The 21,669-nt window shown below is 65.3% G+C and carries 20 protein-coding genes, 3 pseudogenes and 1 other annotated feature; of the genes and pseudogenes, 17 read left to right on the top strand and 6 right to left on the bottom strand.

Annotation, left to right across the window (positions count from 1 at the left end; all coding sequences use genetic code 11):
- Positions 1–83: 83 nt before the first annotated feature.
- A pseudogene (locus A3M1_RS0103685) lies at positions 84–1,220 on the bottom strand (Fic family protein).
- A gap of 341 nt (positions 1,221–1,561) precedes the next feature.
- On the opposite strand from A3M1_RS0103685, the gene trbB reads away from it, so the two are divergent.
- From trbB to A3M1_RS0103630, 11 genes are read left to right on the top strand one after another with little or no spacing between them, the layout of a single operon-like run.
- Positions 1,562–2,533 (top strand): P-type conjugative transfer ATPase TrbB, encoded by a 972-nt coding sequence (gene trbB, locus A3M1_RS0103680; protein WP_018387605.1) that lies wholly within the window; start codon positions 1,562–1,564, stop codon positions 2,531–2,533.
- Positions 2,530–2,862 (top strand): TrbC/VirB2 family protein, encoded by a 333-nt coding sequence (locus A3M1_RS0103675; RefSeq protein ID WP_026221119.1) that lies wholly within the window; start codon positions 2,530–2,532, stop codon positions 2,860–2,862. The genes trbB and A3M1_RS0103675 overlap by 4 nt, the downstream gene beginning before the upstream one ends.
- Positions 2,862–3,131, top strand: a complete 270-nt coding sequence (locus A3M1_RS0103670) for a VirB3 family type IV secretion system protein (protein ID WP_018387603.1) — start codon at positions 2,862–2,864, stop codon at positions 3,129–3,131. The genes A3M1_RS0103675 and A3M1_RS0103670 overlap by 1 nt, the downstream gene beginning before the upstream one ends.
- Before the next feature lie 13 nt (positions 3,132–3,144).
- Positions 3,145–5,583, top strand: coding sequence for a conjugal transfer protein TrbE (trbE, locus tag A3M1_RS0103665; protein WP_026221118.1), 2,439 nt, complete (start codon positions 3,145–3,147; stop codon positions 5,581–5,583).
- Positions 5,580–6,332 carry a P-type conjugative transfer protein TrbJ gene (gene trbJ / locus A3M1_RS0103660; protein WP_018387601.1) on the top strand — a complete coding sequence of 251 codons (753 nt, stop codon included), beginning with the start codon at positions 5,580–5,582 and terminating at the stop codon, positions 6,330–6,332. The genes trbE and trbJ overlap by 4 nt, the downstream gene beginning before the upstream one ends.
- Positions 6,333–6,343: 11 nt before the next feature.
- A complete protein-coding gene (trbK-alt, locus tag A3M1_RS0103655; RefSeq protein WP_018387600.1) occupies positions 6,344–6,613 on the top strand; it encodes a putative entry exclusion protein TrbK-alt in 270 nt (89 codons plus the stop codon).
- A 3-nt stretch (positions 6,614–6,616) separates the two neighbouring features.
- Positions 6,617–7,846 (top strand): P-type conjugative transfer protein TrbL, encoded by a 1,230-nt coding sequence (gene trbL, locus A3M1_RS0103650; protein ID WP_018387599.1) that lies wholly within the window; start codon positions 6,617–6,619, stop codon positions 7,844–7,846.
- A complete protein-coding gene (gene trbF, locus A3M1_RS0103645; RefSeq protein WP_018387598.1) occupies positions 7,843–8,532 on the top strand; it encodes a conjugal transfer protein TrbF in 690 nt (229 codons plus the stop codon). Before trbL ends, trbF begins: the two co-directional genes overlap by 4 nt.
- Entirely contained in the window at positions 8,529–9,512 is a 984-nt protein-coding gene (trbG, locus tag A3M1_RS0103640; protein WP_018387597.1) for a P-type conjugative transfer protein TrbG, read from the top strand. Before trbF ends, trbG begins: the two co-directional genes overlap by 4 nt.
- Positions 9,509–10,690 carry a TrbI/VirB10 family protein gene (locus tag A3M1_RS0103635; RefSeq protein ID WP_018387596.1) on the top strand — a complete coding sequence of 394 codons (1,182 nt, stop codon included), beginning with the start codon at positions 9,509–9,511 and terminating at the stop codon, positions 10,688–10,690. The genes trbG and A3M1_RS0103635 overlap by 4 nt, the downstream gene beginning before the upstream one ends.
- A 2-nt stretch (positions 10,691–10,692) precedes the next feature.
- The gene (locus tag A3M1_RS0103630) at positions 10,693–10,914 is read left to right on the top strand and encodes a DUF2274 domain-containing protein (protein ID WP_018964212.1); all 222 of its coding nucleotides are present in this window, start codon (positions 10,693–10,695) and stop codon (positions 10,912–10,914) included.
- 168 nt (positions 10,915–11,082) lie between these two features.
- Here the strand turns inward: A3M1_RS0103630 and A3M1_RS0103625 are convergent, their stop codons facing one another.
- A complete protein-coding gene (locus A3M1_RS0103625) occupies positions 11,083–11,865 on the bottom strand; it encodes a LuxR C-terminal-related transcriptional regulator (RefSeq protein WP_018387594.1) in 783 nt (260 codons plus the stop codon).
- Between the two features lie 2 nt (positions 11,866–11,867).
- On the opposite strand from A3M1_RS0103625, the gene A3M1_RS0103620 reads away from it, so the two are divergent.
- The 4 genes from A3M1_RS0103620 to A3M1_RS26365 all read left to right on the top strand — a co-directional run bounded on the left by A3M1_RS0103620 (position 11,868) and on the right by A3M1_RS26365 (position 15,946).
- A complete protein-coding gene (locus A3M1_RS0103620) occupies positions 11,868–12,599 on the top strand; it encodes an acyl-homoserine-lactone synthase (protein WP_245261561.1) in 732 nt (243 codons plus the stop codon).
- Complete coding sequence (locus A3M1_RS0103615) at positions 12,559–13,851, top strand: cytochrome P450 (RefSeq protein ID WP_018387592.1); 1,293 nt, start codon at positions 12,559–12,561, stop codon at positions 13,849–13,851. The genes A3M1_RS0103620 and A3M1_RS0103615 overlap by 41 nt, the downstream gene beginning before the upstream one ends.
- A 499-nt stretch (positions 13,852–14,350) precedes the next feature.
- A complete protein-coding gene (locus A3M1_RS27160; RefSeq protein WP_371258734.1) occupies positions 14,351–14,587 on the top strand; it encodes a peptidoglycan-binding protein in 237 nt (78 codons plus the stop codon).
- A gap of 99 nt (positions 14,588–14,686) precedes the next feature.
- The gene (locus A3M1_RS26365) at positions 14,687–15,946 is read left to right on the top strand and encodes an endonuclease/exonuclease/phosphatase family protein (protein WP_156029665.1); all 1,260 of its coding nucleotides are present in this window, start codon (positions 14,687–14,689) and stop codon (positions 15,944–15,946) included.
- A 320-nt stretch (positions 15,947–16,266) separates the two neighbouring features.
- Here A3M1_RS26365 and A3M1_RS0103600 read toward each other — a convergent pair.
- Positions 16,267–17,498, bottom strand: a protein-coding gene (locus tag A3M1_RS0103600) for an IS3 family transposase (RefSeq protein WP_085930248.1) whose coding sequence is annotated in 2 segments (ribosomal slippage) — positions 16,267–17,201 and positions 17,201–17,498 — 1,233 coding nt in all. Because the reading frame shifts where the segments join, the coding sequence is not laid out codon by codon here.
- Positions 17,098–17,214: a sequence feature (AL1L pseudoknot), on the bottom strand. (Overlaps the previous gene by 117 nt.)
- Positions 17,499–17,545: 47 nt before the next feature.
- Between A3M1_RS0103600 and A3M1_RS25735 the strand changes: the two are divergent.
- Together A3M1_RS25735 and A3M1_RS26820 are read left to right on the top strand one after the other, a co-directional pair.
- Positions 17,546–18,906 (top strand): annotated as a pseudogene (locus tag A3M1_RS25735) (IS66 family transposase); the annotation flags it as partial.
- A gap of 33 nt (positions 18,907–18,939) precedes the next feature.
- Positions 18,940–19,259, top strand: a pseudogene (locus A3M1_RS26820) (Si-specific NAD(P)(+) transhydrogenase); the annotation flags it as partial.
- 46 nt (positions 19,260–19,305) lie between these two features.
- On the opposite strand, the gene A3M1_RS0103585 reads toward A3M1_RS26820, so the two are convergent.
- The 3 genes from A3M1_RS0103585 to A3M1_RS24895 all read right to left on the bottom strand — a co-directional run.
- Positions 19,306–20,118, bottom strand: coding sequence for a SapC family protein (locus A3M1_RS0103585; protein WP_018387588.1), 813 nt, complete (start codon positions 20,116–20,118; stop codon positions 19,306–19,308).
- A 91-nt stretch (positions 20,119–20,209) separates the two neighbouring features.
- Positions 20,210–20,764, bottom strand: coding sequence for an invasion associated locus B family protein (locus tag A3M1_RS0103580; RefSeq protein ID WP_018387587.1), 555 nt, complete (start codon positions 20,762–20,764; stop codon positions 20,210–20,212).
- 59 nt (positions 20,765–20,823) lie between these two features.
- The coding region (locus tag A3M1_RS24895) for an autotransporter outer membrane beta-barrel domain-containing protein (protein ID WP_018387586.1) at positions 20,824–21,669 on the bottom strand (846 nt) is incomplete at its 5' end.

The following is a 21,669-nucleotide window of genomic DNA, read 5'->3' as shown; positions in this document are numbered from 1 at the left end:
CAGCTAACGTCGGCTTCTGGCGCATCCTGCAAGTTTGAGGGGATGCCGTGCCGACGGCGACCGAAAGAGCCCGAACAGTTGCGTCACATGCCGCCATCGCCCGACTTTGCCGCCGTCCCCTGCAGGTTCAGGTGGTAGCGCGTATATCGGCGCTCGCCGGTGCGCGTCAGGGCGCCTTTCTCGACCAGATCGTGCAGGTCGCGCGTGGCGGTGGAGCGTGAGGTGGCGGTGATCGCGAGGTAGTTCTCCGCGCTCAGGCCTCCCGTGAAGCCGCCAGGGCCCTCACGGAAGAGACGGGCGATCACCTTTTCCTGCCGTTCGTTCAGCTTGTCGCGGAAGCGATCGTAACAATGTGCCTTGGCGATCTGGAAGGCGACGCGGCCGAGCGTCGTCTCCTGGGCCGCGATGATCGTTTCCGCGAAATAGACCAGCCAGTCCGTGACATCGAGCGTCCGCTGGTGAATTTCGAGCTGGTCCTAATAGGCCTTGCGGTGCGGCTCGATGGTATGGGCGAGCGCGATCAGGGTCGGTTGCCCGATGTTCTGGGCGAGGGACTTTTCCGCCAGGGTTCGGCCGATGCGTCCGCTGCCGTCCTCGAAGGGATGGATGCTCTCGAAATAAAGATGCCCGATCCCGGCCCGGGTGAGTGCTGGCAAGGGCGTTTCGCCGTCGGGGGCCGAGCCATTGAACCAGGCGAGATAGGCGGCCATCTCTTCCGGAACCCGGGAGGATGGCGGCGCCTCGAAATGCACGGTCGGCCGATCCTGGCGGCCAGACACGATCTGCATCGCGTCTTCATGGCGACGGTAGCCGCCGATCGTCTCCAGATGCCGACTGTCGGCCATCAGCATGCGGTGCCAGCGGAACAGCGCGTCAGCGTCAAGGGGATCCGCCCTGCTCCGATAGAGATCGACCATCATCTCCGCGATGCCACGCTCTTTCGGCTTCACGTTGCGATTGTCGGTGTCGAGGCCGAGCTGACGGCGCAGGGAGGATTGCACGCTGAGGCGATCCAGCGTCTCCCCTTCAATCGTGCTGGTCTTGACGGCCTCGTCACTGAGAAGTTCGATCCGCAGCAGGTCCCGCTCGTCATCGCTCACATGCCGGACCGCACCGATCACCTCGCCAGTGAGCAGCAGGAACCGCCGCTCCAGAGGTTCGAGGGCAACCGGATCATAGGCAAAATGCGGCCAGCCGTGCTGCGTCCAGTTCCACACCATGAGCGATAGTGTCTCCCACTATAGCTCACAGAATAGCGGATACGTGATTGATAGATAGCCGTCCTATCGTTCATGGCAGAGCCGCGCCATCGCGCCCCGCGGGCTGATCGAACGGCCCCATCCCATTTCTTGCGCTGGCAAAGGGAGCATTGTTTCAAGCCGTGAAGCGGAGACTCGCCATGCCGCTTCCGATCGCCTCACAGCAGGTCCGCCGTTCGCCTGTCGTTGCACGCCACGCTGCGACGCTGATCGAATCCCGTTGAACCGGCCTAATATCGGGCTCTTTTAATCATCCCCACCCGGGATGAGATCGTCATGACCCCGGCATTGTCGGGGTTCGCATGGCGGCAGCACATCATCATCCGGGTTTTGCCCGCGGCGCGCGGATGCTGCGCACGGCGCTGGGTCCGGCGATCACTCGGCATCTGGAAGACCCGGCCGTCGTCGAGGTGATGCTGAACCCGGACGGGCGGCTGTGGATCGACCGTCTCTCGGAGGGACTGTCCGACACGGGTGGGCGGCTCTCCCCCGCTGACGGCGAACGCATCGTGCGGCTCGTCGCGCACCATGTCGGTGCCGAGGTCCATGCGGGAGCTCCGCGTGTTTCAGCAGAGCTGCCCGAGACGGGAGAGCGGTTCGAGGGACTGCTGCCGCCGGTCGTGGCGGCGCCGACATTTGCCATCCGCAAGCCCGCCGTCGCGGTGTTCACGCTTGAGGACTATGTCCGCGCCGGGATCATGTCGGCCGGGCACGCTGGCGCTTTGCGCCAGTGTGTTGCCTCTCGCGCCAACATATTGGTGGCCGGCGGCACCTCGACGGGTAAGACCACGCTGACCAATGCGCTGCTCGCCGAGGTCGCAAAAACCTCCGATCGCGTCGTTCTCATCGAGGATACGCGCGAACTGCAATGCGCGGCGCCGAACCTCGTTGCCCTGCGCACCAAGGACGGGGTCGCCTCGCTGTCCGAGTTGGTCCGGTCAGCGCTGCGGCTGCGCCCCGATCGCATCCCCATCGGCGAGGTGCGTGGCGCCGAGGCGCTCGACCTATTGAAGGCCTGGGGCACCGGCCATCCCGGCGGAATCGGCACCATCCATTCCGGCAGCGCGCTCGGCGCGCTGCGGCGGATGGAGCAGCTCATTCAGGAAGCCGTCGTCACCGTCCCGCGCGCGCTGATCGCCGAGACCATCAATCTCGTGGCCGTGCTCTCCGGCCGCGGCGCGGCACGCCGGCTCACAGAACTCGCCCATGTCGAGGGCCTCGGCCCCGATGGCGACTACCGCGTCACCCCTGTCCTTACCGGAGACCATCAATGATCCGATCGCTCCTTCGCGCTGGCAACGCATCCCGGCTGGCTGCGTCTGTCACCTGCGTTAGCCTGATGGCCACGGCCAGCGCTCATGCCTCTGGTTCCTCCATGCCGTGGGAGGCGCCGCTGCAATCCATCCTTCAATCGATCGAAGGCCCCGTCGCCAAGATCATCGCCGTCATTGTCATCATTTCGACCGGGCTGGCACTGGCCTTCGGCGACACCTCGGGCGGCTTCCGGCGGCTGATCCAGATCGTGTTCGGCCTGTCGATCGCCTTCGCCGCCTCGAGCTTCTTCCTGTCGTTCTTCTCCTTCGGCGGCGGAGCGCTGGTCTGATGGCCGAGACGGTTGAGGTCCCCGGGTTCAGCGTTCCGGTCCATCGGGCGCTGACCGAACCGATTTTGCTCGGCGGCGCGCCGCGTGCCATCGCCATCGTCAATGGCACGCTTGCCGGGGCCGTGGGTCTCGGCCTGCGGCTCTGGCTGGTCGGCCTCGCCATCGGGGTGATCGGACATGTCGCGGCAGTGTGGGCGGCGAAGCGCGATCCGCTCTTCGTCGAGGTGGTGCGTCGGCATCTGCGTATCCCCGCGCATCTCTCGGTCTGAGCGGGGTGCCATGATGATGAACCTTGCCGAGTATCGCAGCCGCAACCGTCGCCTTGCCGACTTCCTGCCCTGGGCGGCGCTCGCCGCGCCGGGCATCGTTCTGAACAAGGACGGCTCGTTCCAGCGCACGGCGCGTTTTCGCGGGCCGGATCTCGACAGCGCCGTGCCCGCCGAGCTGGTCGCGGTCGCCGGGCGCCTCAATAATGCCTTCCGCCGCCTCGGCTCGGGATGGGCGATCTTCGTGGAGGCGCAGCGCCATGCCGCCGCGACCTATCCGGCAGGAACCTTCCCCGATGCCGCCTCCGCTTTGGTCGATGCCGAGCGGCGGGCCGATTTCGAAGAGGCAGGCAGCCATTTCGAGTCGAGCTATTTCCTGAGCTTCACCTATCTGCCGCCGGCCGAGGACGCGGCGCGCACCGAAGGCTGGCTCTATGAGGGCCGCGATCAGGCGGGCCTTGATCCCCATGAGACGTTACGCGGCTTTGCCGACCGAACCGATCGCCTTCTCAATCTGATCGATGCCTTCATGCCGGAATGCCAATGGCTCGATGACGCCGAGACGCTGACCTACCTGCATGGCTGTGTCTCGACGCACAGGCACCGCGTTCGCGTGCCCGAGACGCCGATCTATCTCGATGCCCTGCTTGCCGATCAACCGCTCACCGGCGGGCTGGAGCCACGCCTTGGCGACCAGCATCTGCGGGTGCTGACCATCACCGGCTTTCCCACGGTGACGACGCCCGGCCTTCTCGATGAGCTCAACCGGCTGGCCTTTCCCTATCGCTGGTCCACACGGGCGATCCGGCTCGACAAGACGGATGCGGTCCGGCTGCTCACCAGGATCCGCCGCCAGTGGTTCGCCAAGCGCAAATCGATTGCCGCCATCCTCAAGGAGGTGATGACGAACGAGGCCTCCGTCCTTGTGGGCTCGGATGCCGCAAACAAGGCGGAAGATGCCGACCTCGCCCTGCAAGAGCTCGGCGCGGATCACGCCGGCATCGCCTATGTCACCGCGACGGTGACGGTGTGGGACGCCGATTCGCGCATCGCCAACGAGAAACTGCGACGGGTCGAGAAGGTCATCCAGGGTCGCGACTTCACGGTGATGACCGAGACCATCAACGCCGTCGACGCCTGGCTCGGCAGCTTGCCCGGCCACGTCTATGCCAATGTCCGCCAGCCGCCGATCTCGACGCTCAATCTCGCCCACATGATCCCGCTGTCAGCGGTGTGGGCCGGCGAGAGTACCGACGCGCATTTCGATGCACCGCCGCTGCTGTTCGGCAAGACCGAGGGCTCGACTCCGTTCCGCTTCTGCCTCCATGTCGGCGATGTTGGCCACACTCTCGTCGTCGGCCCGACCGGCGCGGGCAAATCCGTGCTGCTGGCGCTGATGGCGCTGCAGTTCCGGCGCTATGCGAGAGCCCAAGTCTTCGCCTTCGATTTTGGTGGCTCGATCCGGGCCGCAGCACTCGCCATGGGCGGTGACTGGCACGATCTCGGTGGCGGGCTCAGCGAGGGGAGCGCGGAGAGCGTTTCGCTCCAGCCACTCGCGCGCATTGATGAAGCCGCGGAGCGCGCTTGGGCCGCAGACTGGCTCACTGCCATCCTCACCCGCGAAGGTGTTCCCATCACGCCGCAGGTGAAGGAGCACATCTGGACGGCGTTGACCTCGCTCGCCTCGGCGCCGGTCGAGGAGCGCACCCTCACAGGATTCTGCGTCCTCTTAGCGTCCAACGACCTGAAGCAGGCGCTGCGTCCCTATTGCCTCGGCGGGGCATGGGGCCGGTTACTCGACGCCGAAAGCGAGCATCTGGGTTCGGCCACGGTCCAAGCCTTCGAGACCGAGGGGCTGATCGGCACGGAAGCCGCGCCGGCGGTTCTGGCCTATCTGTTCCATCGGATCGAGGACCGGCTCGACGGATCACCGACCCTCCTCATCATTGATGAAGGCTGGCTGGCCCTCGATGATGACGCCTTCGCCGGCCAGCTGCGGGAATGGCTGAAGACGCTGCGCAAGAAGAACGCCTCCGTCATTTTCGCCACGCAATCGCTGTCCGACATCGATGGCAGCGCCATTGCACCGGCTATCATCGAGAGCTGCCCGACACGTCTTCTGCTCCCCAATGAGCGGGCCATCGAGCCGCAGATCACCGCCATCTATCGCCGCTTCGGCCTGAACGACCGCCAGATCGAGATCCTCGCGCGGGCGACCCCGAAGCGCGACTATTACTGCCAGTCGCGGCGCGGCAACCGGCTGTTTGAGCTCGGCCTCAGCGAGGTCGCGCTGGCGCTGTGCGCTGCATCCTCCAAGACCGACCAGCAGGCCATCGACAAGGTCTTCGCCGCGTACGGTCGCGACGGCTTCCTGGACGCTTGGCTGCGTCATCGCGGCCTCGGCTGGGCCGCCGACCTCCTTCCCAACCTCACCAATCTGGAGACGCAGCCATGACGCTGTCCCGTCCGCGCGCGCTCACCGTCGCCGTCGCGCTGCTGACCGCGCCGCTCGCCCTCGCACCCGTGCTGTCCCCGTCCGCGCAGGCCCTCACGGTCTATGACCCGTGGAACTACGCGGAGAACATGATGTCGGCGGCGAGGGCGCTGGAGCAGATCAATAACCAGATCACCTCGCTGCAGAACGAGGCGCAGATGCTGATCAACCAGGCGCGCAATCTCGCCAGCCTGCCGCATTCCTCGCTGCAGCAGATCCAGCAATCGGTGCAGCGCACCCAGCAGCTTCTGGGACAGGCGCAGAGCATTGCCTTCGATGTCGGCCAGATCGACCAGGCCTTCCAGCAGCGCTATGGCAACATCCCGCTCTCGGCCTCCGATACCGATCTCGTCGCCGGTGCGCGCTCGCGCTGGCAGACCACGGTCGGTGGTCTGCAGGATGCGCTGCGGGTGCAGGCCGGCGTTGTAGGCAATGTCGACGCCAACAAGGCCGAGATGGCGACGCTTGTCGGTCAGAGCCAAGGCGCGACGGGCGCGCTTCAGGCCACGCAGGCCGGCAACCAATTGCTCGCTTTGCAGTCGCAGCAGCTTTCCGACCTGATCGCGGTGATGTCCGCCAATGGGCGCGCCACGGCGCTCTCCGAGGCGGAACGCGCGACCGCGGCCGAGCAGGGCCGCGAGCAGCGCCGGCGCTTCCTCACTCCGGGCGCCGGCTATCAGGCCGGCAATGCCCGCATGTTCAGCAACTGAGGGAGGCCGACATGGACGGAGCCATGCTGGCTCGGCTCGGCGCGGTGATCTTCGTGGCCATCGCCGGCACGGCGGCGGTCTTGGAGATGAGCCGGGAGGAGAAGGCGGCGGAGCCTTCACCCAGTCGGACGGTCGAGGCCGCGCGCTATCCTCTGCGAGATGAGCAGCGGCAGTGTCAGCAGCTGGGAGAGGCGGCTGCGCAGGATGCAGCTTGCCTGAAGGTCTGGGCGCAGACGCGGGACCGGTTCCTCGGGCGCCCCTCGCCGTACGAAGGTCGCTGAGCCATGAACGGCACCGGCGTCATCGACACTTTCCTGGGGGTCTTCACCTCCTATATCGACAGCGGCTTCGGCCTGCTCGGCGGCGAGGTCGCCTTCATCGCCACCACGCTTATCGTCATTGATGTGACGCTGGCGGCGCTGTTCTGGTCCTGGGGCGCGGATGACGACGTCATCGCGCGGCTGATCAAGAAGACCCTGTTTGTCGGCGTCTTCGCCTACATCATCGGCAACTGGAACAACCTCGCCCGCATCGTCTTCGAGAGCTTCGCTGGTCTCGGGCTCAAGGGCTCGGGAACGGCATTTTCCGTCAGCGACCTCATGCGTCCCGGCAAAGTGGCGCAGACCGGGCTCGATGCCGGTCGCCCTCTGCTCGACTCCATCTCCGATTTGATGGGCTGGGTCGCCTTCTTCGAGAACTTCATCCAGATCGCCTGCCTGCTTTTTGCCTGGGCGCTGGTGCTGCTCTCCTTCTTCATCCTCGCCGTCCAGCTCTTCGTCACCCTGATCGAGTTCAAGCTGACGACGCTCGCCGGCTTCGTGTTGATTCCCTTCGGCCTTTTCGGCAAGACCGCCTTCATGGCCGAGCGGGTGCTGGGCAATGTCGTCTCCTCCGGCATCAAGGTCATGGTGCTCGCCGTCATCATCGGCATCGGCTCGACCCTGTTCGGCCAGTTCACCGCCGGCTTTGGTGGGCAGACGCCCACCATCGACGACGCCATGGCCATCGTGCTGGCTGCCCTTTCCCTGCTCGGCCTCGGCATTTTCGGTCCTGGCATTGCCGCCGGCCTTGTCTCCGGTGGTCCGCAGCTGAGCGCAGGCGCTGCGGTCGGCACCGGCCTCGCCGCCGGTGGCGCCCTGATGGCAGCGGGCGGTGCCGCCAGCCTCGCCGTCCGCGGCGGCGGGGCGGCGCTATCCGCGACGGCGGCCGCGGCACGGGGCGGCGCAACGGCCTACAGCATTGTTGCGGCTGGTCAGTCAGGCATGGCGAGTGTCGCTTCGGGACTGGGCGGCGTCGCGCGGGCCGCAGGCTCCGCCGCCGTATCACCGCTGGCGAACGCCATCAACGGCGCGGCCTCGGCGTCCACCACCGGCGAGGTGCCCGACTGGGCCAAGCGCATGAAGCGCGACCAGTCGCTTCGCCACGGCGTCTCCGCCGCCGCCCATGCTGTGCGCTCCGGTGACAGCCATGCCGGCGGCTCTTCCGTCTCCCTCAATGAGAGCGACCGCTTATGAGCCTCTTCAAGCGACCCGCGACCCATTACGGCACCTCGCCCGAACCGGTCACGCCCTATCAGAAGGCAGCACAGGTCTGGGACGAGCGCATCGGCTTGTCCCGTGTGCAGGCGAAGAACTGGCGGCTGACGGCCTTTGGCAGCCTGTTCCTCTCGGCTGGCTTTGCCACTGCGCTGATCTGGCAGTCGACGAGGGGCACCGTCGTGCCCTGGGTGGTCGAGGTCGATCGTCTCGGTCAGACGCAGGCCGTGGGGGCCGCAACTGGAGACTATCGCCCGACCGATCCGCAGATCGCCTGGCATCTCGCCCGCTTTATCGAGCAGGTTCGCAGCCTGCCGGCGGATCCCGTCATCGTGCGGCAGAACTGGCTCAGGGCCTATGAGTTCACCACCGATCGGGGTGCTGCCGCGCTCAACGATTATGCCCGCGCCAACGACCCCTTCACCCGGGTGGGCAAGCAGCAGATCGCCGTCGAGGTCTCCAGCGTGATCCGGGCCTCTCCGGATTCATTCCGTCTCGCCTGGATCGAGCGGCGCTATGAGAACGGCCAGCTTGCTGCCACCGAGCGCTGGAGCGCGATCCTGACGCTGGTGATCCAGCCGCCGCGCGATGCCGAGCGCCTGCGCACCAATCCGCTCGGCATCTATGTCAACGCCATCAGCTGGTCGCGGGAGATGAGCCAGTGAAAACGTCCTTCCGTAAACCCGCATCTCCGGCTCTGTGCCGATCCGCCTTTGCGGTTCTCCTGCTCTCCGCAAGCGCGCTGGGCGGCTGCGCATCGGCACCGAAGCCGCCGCAGATCAGCTATGACAGTGACGTGCCGGCGCTGCCGACGGTGCCGACAGTGGTTCCGGATGAGCGTCCGCGCCCGCTGCACACGCCGCCCGCCTGGACGCCGGCCAAGGGCGGCACGGATGCGAAAACACCGGTTGCCCGCGTCGAGAACGCCAACGCGGCTGCGCGGGTCGAGCCGCGCCGCGAGGGCTATTACAACGCCATCCAGATCTATCCCTGGAGCGAGGGCGCGCTCTATCGGGTCTATGCAGCGCCCGGGCAGATCACCAACATCGCGTTGGAGCCGGGCGAGAGCCTGACCGGCAGTGGGCTGATCGCGGCGGGCGACACCGCCCGCTGGATCATCGGCGACACGGAGAGCGGCGAGGGTGTGAGCCGGCGCGTGCATGTGCTGGTGAAGCCGACGCGGGCGGACATCTCCACCAACCTCGTCATCACCACCGACCGACGCAGCTACATGATCGAGCTGCGCGCCGGCGAGAAGCCCTATATGCCGGCCGTCGCCTGGGCCTATCCGCAGGTTCCGGCGGCGCAGCGCGCCAGTACTCCGCCGACGCCAATCATCCCGGCCTTCACGGCCCGAAACTACCGCTACGCTCTGACCGGAGACACGCCGCCCTGGCGGCCAATGGCCGTCTATGACGACGGGCGCAAGGTCTATGTCGAGTTCCCGCGTGGCATCGTGCAGGGCGAGATGCCACCGCTCTTCGTCATCGGCGCGGCTGGGGAAGCGCAGATCGTCAATAGCCGCATCCACCAGAACATCCTGATCGTCGACCGGCTGTTCGGCGCGGCCGAGCTTCGCCTCGGCGGCGGTGAGCGTCCGCAGAAGGTGCGGATCGAGCGCACGGACGGGAGGCCGGCATCATGAGCAACCCCGACACTCATGACCTCGAGGCGGATCTCGGCGCTCCGACCACCGATCACGCCGCGGCGATGCGGCTGCGTCCCGAGCCGCCGCGCGTCACGCGTCTCTCGCGCAAGGTCCTCGCTGGCGCCGGGCTGGTTGTCAGCCTCGGCATAGGCGGCGCCCTGATCTATGCACTGCAGGGGCGCGACAAAGGGACCGGCGGCGAGGAGCTATACTCCACCAAGAACCGCTCCACCGCCGATGGCCTTTCCGGCCTGCCGCGGGATTACACTGGCCCCATCCTTGGGCCGCCTCTGCCGGGCGATCTCGGCCGGCCGATCCTTGAGGCACAGAACCGCGGCCAGCCCGTCGTGCCGCCGACAATGACAGCGCCACAGGTGGATCCTGAGCAGCAGCGGCGTCTTGCGGAACAGGAAGCCGCGCGGACCAGTCGCGTATTCTTCCAGGCGGCGCAGGCTCGCGCGCCGACATCGTCTGCGACGAGTGCTTCCGGCTTCAGCGGCCTTGGCGCCGTCGGGCAGGGCGGTACGCCTTCAGCCCAAGACCGCCAGCTTACCTTTCTCACTGCCACCGTGGATCGGCGCGTCGTCGCATCTGACCGTCTCATGGTGCCGGCATCGCCCTATGTGCTGCAGGCGGGCGCCGTCATCCCGGCCGCGCTGATCACCGGCATCCGCTCCGATTTACCCGGCCAGATCACCGCGCAGGTGACCGAGAACGTCTATGACAGCCCGACCGGCCGCATCCTGATTATCCCTCAGGGCACGCGCCTGCTCGGCCAATACGACAATGGCGTCGGCTTCGGCCAGCGCCGTATCCTGCTGGTCTGGAACCGGCTGGTCTTCCCCAATGGCCGCTCGATCGTGCTCGAGCGCCAGCCCGGCACGGATGAGCAGGGCTATGCCGGCCTTGAGGACGGCGTCGACATGCACGGGTGGGATCTTGCCAAGGCGGTCGGTCTCTCGACGCTGCTTTCCGTCAGCGCCGAGCTCGCCATGGATGACGATGAGGAACTGATCGAGGCGCTGCAGAGCGGGGCCCAGGACACCATCAATGATGCCGGGCAGGAGATCATCCGCCGGCAGTTGCAGGTCGCGCCTACACTGACCATTCGGCCCGGCTTTCCGGTGCGGGTCATGGTCACCCGCGACCTTGTGCTCGAACCCTACAGGTATTGACCATGGCGAAGCTGAAGCTCGGACCGATCATGAACGACAAGCCGGTGAAGGTGGCGCTCTCCCTACCCGGCGCGCTGCACCGCGATCTTATCGCCTATGCGGAGGTGCTCGCGCGAGAAATCGACCAGCCGGTCGAGGATCCTATCAAGCTCATCGTGCCCATGCTGGAGCGCTTCATCGCCACAGATCGGGAGTTTGCCAAGGCGCGGCGCGAAGCTGTGTGAGGCAGAGCAAGATGCCTCTGCCCCGACATTCAGCCCCACGATGGGCCTCCGACCAAGCTTGCTAGCCGAGTGCCATGGCTTGGGTGGGTTCTGTGGCCACCGCCATCTTCGCCCGCGAGCTCGCATCGAATGTCGGCTATCAGAAAACCCATGGACATCGCATCTGTCTCAGATGTCGATCAGTCCGCGATAGATGGCAATAGCCACAGCATGGGTCCGGCTCTCTGCTCCGAGCTTGCGCAGGGCGTTTCGCATATGGGTTTCCGCAGTTGCCTCGGAGATTCCCATTATATCGGCCGTTCCGGACGTGGTTTTGCCGCGCGCCGCCCAGGAAAGTACCTCCCGTTCCTTGTCCGACAGGACGATGGGCTCGGCCGCCAACCGTCCCGCATTCACGCCAAAGGTGGACGACCTTGGCCGGAAGTCCCGCCGCTTCAACTCCGTGGCCCTCTGCGCCCAGTAAATCATGATGACATGGAGCTCATGCCGCTTGAGCGTGAACATGCTCATGAACCTCTGCAGGCAGTCCCGCCAGAACAGGACAACCAGGCTCGAATACATCCGGCCGATTTCGTCGGTGAAGTGGAACGGGATTATCAGCCCCTCCGACCAGCGGTGGTCAGCGGCAGCCTCCATCAGCTTGATGGCGCCTGGTTTCCTGACGCCCAGCTGAGCCGGAAGTGGCAGTGAGCCCCAGGAAAACGGCGTGTTGCTTCTGCGCGCACTCGCGATCCACAGATCGGAATGGACGAACCGATTGTTTTGATAGTCGCCCTCCCATCCTTTGCCCGAAGTGCCGTCAGTAAACGGCATATCCAGGTGCGGGTGCCCGGTATCCATGAAATTGAAAGCCGCGAACCCGTAGTTCTCGATGATGGCCTGGAGCGCAGTACGGAGCTCTTCATAGCTCTCGCACGCCTCGATCGCGCTGATGCTCTCCTCGATGCGCATTATTGCCCAAACTCACGGTTTACCGTGATTGCCCGCTTTTACAGCATCCCGCAGTTTTGCCCTCGATAGAGCATCTGGGGGCGGGCTCGAAAATGCAACGTTCGGGGGACGGAGTACGCGCTGTTATCTTCACCGCCGATGACGATCCGGCAAGTTTTTGCGCCTTCAGCCGCTTTCGACATCTCTATTTTGTCGAGCAGCTCGGGTGGCAACTGGACGTCAAGGAAGGCCTTGAGACCGATGCGTTCGACAGCGACGCGGCGATTTATTGCATCGTACTCGACCAGGGTCAGGTCATCGGCGGTTGGCGGGCGCTCCCCACGGAGGCCCCCTATCTCGCCCAAACCGCCTTTCCGCAGCTGGCGACGTTTGGGATCTACCCTCGGCGCCCTGACGTATGGGAGATGACGCGCCTTGGAGCCACACGTCATCAGGCGCTGATTTACGGACTTATGTTCCGTTTCGCGCTCCAGAGGCAGGTCCACTCACTGGTGGCGGTGGTCGACACCACCCATGAACGTCTGCTGCGCCGGCACGGCATCCGGACGCGGCGATACGGTGCGCCTCGGCATATCGGGGTCACGACCCGGGGCCGCGCCATCGAGGCGATCGCCGGCGAAATCCCGCTCGCGGACCAGGATCCGAGGGTCATCGACCGCTTCCTTGCTGGCACTCGTCTCGCGGAGATTAGCGATGGAACACTGGTTTTCAGATCTGCCGGCATTTCGGCATGACCCCCTCGGCTTCCTGATGCAGAGGGGCAGCACGGCAACGGGGCCATTCGTTCCGCTGAGGCTCGCGCCATTCCCGGTCTACCTTGTCACCGACCCGGACCTGGTCAAGCCGATCATGAAGATGAGCGAGGCAGAGATCGACAAGGGGCGGCTCATCCATAAGCTCCGCGCCATCGTCGGCAAGAGCTCGCTGACCACGAGCGGACCCGGCCAGCAGGAGCGCCGGGCGGCGCTTCATGCCCAAATGGCTCGCGGTATTGCTTCTTCTTATGTGCCCCAGATATCCGCCCTTGTACGCGGCACCTTCGCCCATCTCCTGTGTGAAGAGCAGTTCGACGCGCATCGGGTCAGTGCCGCGCTGGCGCTCCGCGTCATCGCGAATGCCCTGTTCGGCGAAGGCGTGCTCTCAAAAGGCGATGAGACTGCCTTGCTGCACGCCGTCAAGCTCGTTGAAGACGACCTCGCCGAAGGCATGTTCCGCCTCGGCCCGCCGGCACCATGGACCTGGCTCCGCAACCGTCAGCGCCTTCACGCCGCCCGGACGATCATGTCGGCGGTCGTCCAGAGAACCCGCAAAAAGGCGGCTGCCAGCAGCCTGCTCGCCTCTCTCAACGGGCTCGGCCTTTCGGATAGGGACCTCGAGGACGAGGTGCTTATGATCCTGCTGGCGGGGCACCACACCACTGGAAGCGCCGCAGCCTGGCTGCTCTACCACATTGCCGCCGACCCCAACCTGGCTCAATCGCTTGCCCAGGAGGCAAAGCGCTGCATGGACCGCGGAGGAGAGCTGCGCGCCTCCGAACTGCCCACGGCGTCGATCAGTCTGGGGGTGGTCCGGGAGGTCCTACGCCTCTACCCGTCCGCCTGGTGGTTCTCGCGCGAGGTGAAGGCGAGAAGGGTGGAGATCGCCGGCCACACGTTTCGGCGGGGGACCTCTCTCCTCATCAGCCCTTGGCACATGCACCGCGATGTCCGCTTCTGGCCGGAGCCGGAGCGCTTCGATGGGGCGCGGCCATCGACGAGTCGGGCCTATCTTCCGTTCGGCGCCGGCCCGCGCGCCTGCGTCGGGCTTGGTATGGCGATGCTCGAGCTCCAAGTGATTGCCTTGGAACTGGCTGCGACCTTCAACACGGAACTGCGGATGAGCATGCCGCCCGGCCTTCCGAGGCCCTCTATCACGCTGGTCCCGCCTTCAATCCCGCTGGCGCTTAAGCCACGGTCCCTGGGCGCTCTGGAAGTCGCGGCCGAATGAGCTGGCACGCGTGCGCGAGGCTGCGGACGGCGGCGCCTCCGGCGCCGCGCGCAAACCAACACTCGATTTGGGTGAACCAATGAATCAGCAGCAGATCTTGCGCAGAGTGAGCGAACTAAGGGACGAGATCGAGAGTCAGGCGGGGGGGGTACCAGCCTGGAGGGTCGCAGCTTGTCTGGCGACGATGGTAGAACAGGAAGTCGTGTCAATTCTATATGAGTGTATAACGTTTGAGGAGTCGAGAATATTGAGCAAAAAATCTATTCATAATTCTTCTGATATTACATAGCCACTTGACAATCAATATTTGGATGTTTCGTGAATACATATTCCGAGCTGGTGCAGGATACGGGCGTACTAGCGCCGTGGCGGTGAGCGTCAGTTGGTCTTGTCCTTCACGGAAAGTGCCGTGTTGGCGTGCTCTCCACATCGCCGTCCCGATCGAGTGTAATGATTATGTCGATATTCGGATAGTCCAGCTTCTTGCCGGTGGAGTCCTGTGTGTTCCCAGTTGGATAGGGTGCGCCGCAGGACGACATTACGCTGCTCCTGCGTGATCTTCCCGCCAGTCGGCGGTTTGGTGCTGGCCTTTGGATATTTCGGCGGCGAAATTGATGGCAAGATTGGACCGAAAGCGCGCGAATCTCTTGTGCACCTACAAACGGACTATGGCCTGAATTCTACCGGTACAATCACGCCCGAGTCGCTCAATGCACTCAAGATACTTGTACAGTAGAGACGAACAGCGCGCCAGATCGCGATGGGGCGATGTCGGAACGGAAAATGGGTGCAATGACAGCACCTTAGATTAATTCTTTTTCATGGGGGCATCGTCATGATTCGGTTGGCGTTCGGACTCTCGTTGCTATTAATAGCAGGTACTGCGCAAGCAAATACGCTGACGGTCGCCACTTGGAATCTCGGTTGGCACATGTCGCGTGATGAGGCTGCCGCCTGGATCAAAAAGTGTTCAGCGCCTTTCACCAAAAATATCCAGAGCGGAAAATGGGAGCCAGCATCGGAAGGAACTCCGGGTTGGGAACTTAGATGGGGCCGAGACGCACCGATCTCCTGGGATATCGCCAACTGGGCGCCATGTGATGTTTACAAGGCGAACTTCAAGATAGTCCACGTGACAGAGGCGGCTTACCGCAAGCGAGACGAGCAGATCGCCGATTTGATCAGAAGCCGACTTAAGGCAGATATTATCGCGTTCCAGGAAGTCACTGGCGTGCAGGCTATCCGGGACGTGCTACCCGACAATGGTAAGGATTACCAGATTTGCTCATATGACGCGTTCAAGGTTCAGCGGCTTGGTTTTGCGTGGAAAAAGGAACTCGGTGCGGGCGAGTGCAAGACTGAGATCCCTCTTAGCCTTCCTCAACTTCCCGTAAAAGATCAGGTGCGGCCTGGCCTTTTGCTGACGCTGAATATCGAAAAAGAGCGTTTCCATCTCTTCAACGTTCATCTGAAGTCGTCATGCGTTACGCCCGTAGAGAGCGAGCCGGGGAACACGCGCGGTGCTCTTGCCGGTGACAATCCGCATTGCCAGATACTGCAACAGCAGATTATGCCCCTGGAAAACTGGATTGAACGCGCTGGCGAGAACGGCGATCGGCTGATCGTCCTCGGCGATTTCAATCGTGCCGTCTGGCATGAGTTGCACCTCAACGAGCCCGTGCGGACGGACGGTTCGAGTCCGGTGGGACCGCTGACCAACTCCGCCAAGGTGAACAGTCTGCTGCGCGAGGTCAACGATGGCTCACCGACCTCAAGCAATCTATCTCTGCTCCCGGAACGATGTCCTGTCAGCACTGAGGCTCAGGCATCCTGTGCCATCGCAGAGGCACCGGCAGACAAGACTGCGTGGCGTGAAGCCACAAAAGCGCTGGCGGCGGCCAATGAACTTGGATGCCGCAACCCGGTAGGTTTGGACCACATCCTGCTAGGACCGGGCCTGTCTGCACCCGGAGCCATGAAACTTCCGCTACAGCGAATGGGACGCACCCTAGCTGCGAACGCGACCCACCCGGACCCGCTTCTGTCGCTGTCAGATCACTGTCCTTTAGTCGCCGATGTCACTATTAGCCCTTAGGCGACCTGTGGGGCGGTAGTTCGTGGGCGATATCTTCAGCAGCCGGCGCACTGCCAGCGAGGGACAGTGCGCTCGTTTCCGCTCGGGCAACTGATGGCCTTCCCCCAACAGCGAACTCTCCGGTAGAGCCGGTTTGTTTCACCGCGTGGTCCCGCACCGGCTTGAGAAACGCCTGACTGCGTCGCCTCAGGTGAGCGTCGATCTGGCCGATATGTCGGCTTAGCAGCGCCAAAGCGTCTGGATCAGCGCCGTCCATTACCATGCGGGCGCGCACACGGCTCTGAACCGCCCCGGTTTCACCGGAGGCCATTTGGTTTAAGTCACGCCGCCATTTGCTGCTCACCGAGCATGACGTAGTAGCGCTCCTCGGCTTCGGCCGGCGGGATGTTGCCGATAGGCTCCAGGAGCCGGCGATGGTTGAACCAGTCGACCCAGGTCAGCGTGGCGAACTCGACGGCCTCGAAGGATCGCCAAGGCCCCCCACGATGGATGACCTCGGCCTTGTAGAGGCCGTTGATCGTCTCGGCGAGTGCGTTGTCATAGCTGTCACCGACGCTGCCGACGGAGGGCTCGATGCCGGCCTCAGCCAGCCGTTCGGTGTAGCGAATGCTCACATATTGCGAACCGCGGTCGCTATGGTGCACCAGGCCGCCGCGATGGGCGGGCCGTCGCTCGTGAAGGGCCTGCTCCAGGGCATCAAGCACGAAGCTGGCATGCGCGGTCCGGCTCACCCTCCAGCCGACGATGCGGCGAGCATAGGCGTCGATCACAAAGGCGACGTAGACGAAGCCCGCCCAGGTGCTGACATAGGTGAAGTCCGAGAGCCAGAGCCGGTTAGGCGCCGGCGCATGGAACACCCGGTTCACACGGTCGAGCGGGCACGGTGCCGACTTGTCCGAGATGGTCGTGCGGACCGGCTTGCCGCGGATCACACCAGCGAGGCCCATGCCCTGCATCAGCCGTTCGACGGTGCAACGGGCAACGTCAAACCCTTCGCGCATCATCTGTCGCCAGACCTTGCGCGCTCCATAGACCTCGAAGTTCTCGGCGAACACGCGCTCGATCTCGGGCCGCAAGGCCGCGTCCCGTAGCGCCCGTGCCGAGCACTTCGACGGATCAAGCCGCCGGGCGACATGCGCATGATAGGTCGATGGGGCGATCGGCAGGACCTTGCAGATCGGCTCGACCCCATACGCACCGCGATGATCATCGATGAACGCGATCATGTCTTCGACCGGCGGTCGAGCTCCGCCATGGCGAAATATGCAGATGCCTTGCGCAGGATCTCGTTCGCCTGCCGCAGCTCGCGGTTCTCGCGCTCAAGGGCCTTCAGCTTCGCAGACATATCCGTCGTCACCCCGGCCCGCTTACCGGCGTCGACCTCAGCCTTCTTCAGCCACTCGTTCAGTGAGTGTGCCGAGCAGCCAATCTTCGCCGCTATCGACACAATCGCCTGCCAGCGCGACGGATGCTCAGCCTCATGATCCAGCACCATCCGCACCGCGCGAGCGCGCACCTCAGGCGAGAACTTGTTCGTCGTCTTGCTCGTCATAGCCCCATCCTCTCAGGAGTTGGGGTCTCCGGCAAAGCCGGGGCGGTTCAGTCCTCGCTCACCTCAAGCTGACGATCGAGAAGCTCAGGCGCGAGCTTTACGGTCAGCGCTCCGAGCGCACGGTGCGGCTCATCGACCAGATGGAGCTTCAGCTCGAGGAACTGGAGGCCAGGGCGAACGAGGACGAGATCGCGGCGCAGGAGAGTGCACGCCTAGCATCACTGCCGGCGCCCACTCCCCGCCGCAGGCCCGTGCGCAAGCCCTTCCCGGAACACCTGCCGCGCGAGCGCGTCATCGTGCCGGCACCGACCACCTGTCCCTGCTGTGGCTCGATGAAACTGTCGAAGCTCGGAGAGGACGTCACCGAGACCTTTGAGATCATGCCGCGATCCTGGAAGGTGATCCAGACGGTCCGCGAGAAGTTCACCTGCCGCCAGTGCGAGGGCATCGACCTCTCCGTCTCGACGCTGGCGGATCAGGTAGGTACGGCGACTGTGGCGCTGAAGCCGCTGCATGAGCTGATTGCCCGGCATGTCATGGCAGCGGAGCGCCTGCATGCCGACGACACCACCGTGCCGATCCTGGCCAAGGGCAAGACCGATACAGGCCGGATCTGGACCTATGTGCGCGACGATCGCCCCTTCGGCGGCGCCGATCCGCCGGCGGCCCTCTACTTCGCCTCGCGCGACAGGCGGCAGGAGCATCCGGACGCGCACCTCGCGGGCTGGCAGGGCATCCTCCAGGCCGACGCCTATGGCGGCTATAACGGACTGTATGATCCCGCGCGTCCGGGCGGACAGGTCACGTCCGCGCTCTGCTGGTCCCATGCGAGGAGGCGCTTCTTCGAACTGGCGGACATCGCCACAAGCGCGTGGCGCGGGCCTGGCGCCGCGCCGGTATCGCCCATTGCCCTGGAGGCGGTGAAGCGCATCGACGCTCTCTTTGACATCGAACGCGGGACCAGCGACTTGAGTGCGCCGGAGCGTCGCGATGCCCGGCAGGCGCAGAGCCGCCTCTCGTCGATGACCTGCACGCCTGGCTCGGCGAGCAGCGCCTCAAGCTCTCCCGATCGGCCTCGGTTGCCAAGCCGATCGACTACATGCTCAGGCGCTGGAACGGCTTTGCAACCGTCCTCGATGACGGACGCGCCTGCCTGTCCAACAATGCGGCGGAGCGCGCCCTGCGCGGCTTCGCCCTGGGACGCAAGGCATGGCTCTTCGCCAGCTCCGGCTGCGGTGCCGAGCGCGCTGCCGCCATGGCGACGCTGATCACCACGGCGAAACTCAACGCCGTCGATCCGCAGGCCTGGCTTACCGATGTGCTCGCCCGCATCGCGGGGACGCCGCGGACCCGGCTCGCGGAACTGCTGCCATGGCCCTGGCAAATGCGAAACTGCCAGACGCCATAGCTGCCCCAACGCGGCCCTCGCCGGATGCTTACGATCGAGCCGCGCTCCACCTTTCTCGACTTCATCGACAAGGAGCTGATCGAGGAATTCGTCCACGAACTGCGCAATCGCAATGTCGCGCTGCGCTTCGGCGCCGTCGTCGCGGCCGCATCGCCGTCGAGCCGAAGACGCTGCAGATCGCCGTGCCCCACATCTATGCGGCGGGCGATGTCATCGGCTTCCCCAGCCTCGCCTCCACCTCGATGGAGCAGGGCCGCGTTGCCGCCTGCCACGCCTTCGGGCTGGAGCCGCCGCCGCCCGAGTTCTTTCCCTGTGGCATCTATTCGGTGCCTGAGATGTCCACCATGGGCATGCCCCGCCCTCGCGCCTGCCCGTCTTTGCGCCTGGACGGGCAGTCGTTCAGTCTTCCGGATTTCTGGCCTGAGTGCGGGTCTTCGCGGCTTCGGCGGCGAGGGCGCGCCAGCGCTGCTGCGAGGCGAGGTGGAGGACGATGAGGTCGAGCCAGCCCTTGGCGTGGAACTCGGCCAGCACCGGGCCGGGCAGCGCCCGGAAGGCGGCATCGTCGACCAGCTGGAAGCCCTGCACCACGGCGCGGCCGGCATCTTCATAATTGACCTGCGCCGTGCGCGCCGCCAGCAGGCCGTTGGCCTTCAGCGCCTGGGCGAAGGCGCGCGTGCGTTCATGGTCGGCGGCATAGGCCTCGCACAGCGCGATGGCCGCCTGCCCGGCCGGCGTGGGGCCGCCTTTGGCGTCGAACAGCAGCTCGGCCTCCTCGTCCCCGGCGGCGAGGCGGTCACTGGCGAGGCGATCACTTGCGAGGTCTGCACCGAGCAGCGTCGCACCGCCCTCGGCCACCGTCATGCCGATGAAGGGATAGCGCCTAGCATAGCCGGGGATATAGCAGCCCGCCCGCCACTGGCCGTCGGCCTCCACGAACAGGTTCTGCCCGGCGGCGAGGCCCGTCACCGCCAGCGGCATGGCGGCTTCATCGCTGGCGAAGACGAGGGGATAATCGCGCCCGGCCAACGCGAACTCGCCCGCTACGACCGGGATCGCCGTTGCGCCGGCGGCGAAGCCGAACGCCGGTCCGCGCCGGAGGCCGAGCCGGGCATGGTCCTGGAAGCGCAGCAGGCCCGGCGCGCGGTAGAACAGCGGCAGGGAAGCGGCAGGGACGGGTGAGGTGGCTGAAGCGGTTTCGGTCGGGTTCGTCACGGCAGGTACCTTTCGCGGAGCGGGGCGGACGGCGGGCCTTGGAGGCGCGCGGTCCGCTTCGCGTGAAGAGACAGGCGGATCGGCGCGNGGCCTACGGCTTNAGGCTGGCGTCGAGGGCTGCGGTGAAGCCCTTGAAGGAGAGCGGCAGCGTCACCGGGCGGCGGGCGCCGTCCTCGAAGGAGAAGCTGCCGCCCTCGGTGGCGGCCTTCAGCGCCTGCAGCGTGGCGGCGTCCAGCTCGGCTTCGGCGAAGCAGCCCTGCGGGCAGCGGGTGAAGGTGAGCTGCACCGGCTTGGCCTTCTCACCGAGCTGCACCTTCACCCCGGCCGGCAGCCAGACCCCGGCGGGCAGCTGCACCACCAGCCGCAGCGGCGCCTTCGCATCGGCCCGGCCGACCGCGACGCTGGCGATCAGCCCCTGCCCCTGCGCCTGGATGTTCTGCACCACCTCGCAGATCCGCCCAGTGTCGCCCGCCACGCAGCGCACCACCCAGTCCTGATAGGTGGCGGTGGTGAGGCCGGGCCGCGCCGCGGCACCCGCCGCCGGCGCGGCCGGCTGCTGCGCCAAAGCGGGGCCGGCGAGGCTGAGGCAGGACAGGCCGAGGCCCGCCAGGAGCGCCGCCAGTTTGAGGAAACGATGCGTCATCATACAACTCGGTCAGGTGTGGGTCGGGTGGGCGAGATCCGTGTGACCCCAGCGCGGTTGGCTCAGAACTTGAGAGAGAACTGCGCGCTGAAGGTGTTCTGGTTGGTCTGGTCGGCCAGTTGGCCGGCATAGTTGAGCTGCAGCTCGGCGCTGTCGGACAATTGGTAGCCCAGCCCGAGCCCGACCAGCGCCACATCCTGCGCGATCGGCACGCCCCGGATGGTGAACGGGTTGGCCCCGCCAGTGGCGAACAGCATGTCGGCGGTTGAGGTCGTGTCGCCAAAGGCATGCTGCCAGCCCAAAGTCGCGCTGGTGGTGAGGGTGCGGCCTGCCACGGTGAAGCTGGTGGCCGCCCGCACGCCCAGCGTGGAGTAGAACGTGCCCTGCGAGGCCCCGTCGACCGCCAGCGCCGAGGCGAGCGTGCCGCTCTCGGTGAAGCTGTCGCCGGAGATGTGGACATAGGCGAGCCCGGCAAAGGGCTCGAAGGCATAGGCCCCCACCGACAGGTCGTAGCCGATCTCGCCGAACAGCTGGGTGGTGCCCAGCGTGTAGTCGCCGTCATTGGCGCCGTAGAAGCCCGGGAACACCACCGAGCGCGACACCGAGATGTCGTGCCAGGTGTAGGAGGCGCCGCCGCGCAAAGCGAGCGCGTCGAACTGGGCGCCGGCATAGAGGCCGATGTCGTAATTATCCATCGTGCCCTGCGAGGAGCGGCCATCAATGTCGAACGAGGTCCGGCTGTAGCCGCCGACCAGGCCAACCCGCAATTGGTCGAGCACCGCGACATCGATGCCGCCGAACACGCCGCCGACCGTGGTGTTGACGGAAGCGGCATTGCCATTGCCCGAGATATCGCCCCAGCCGCCGAAGCCTTCCGCCCACAGCGTCGGGGTGAAGCCCTGCGCCAG

It is taken from the genome of Ancylobacter sp. FA202, assembly GCF_000380205.1.
In the GTDB taxonomy this organism is placed as follows: domain Bacteria; phylum Pseudomonadota; class Alphaproteobacteria; order Rhizobiales; family Xanthobacteraceae; genus Ancylobacter.
The sequence above is the reverse complement of the archived record's forward strand: the minus strand, read 5'-3'. Positions and strand labels throughout refer to the sequence as shown.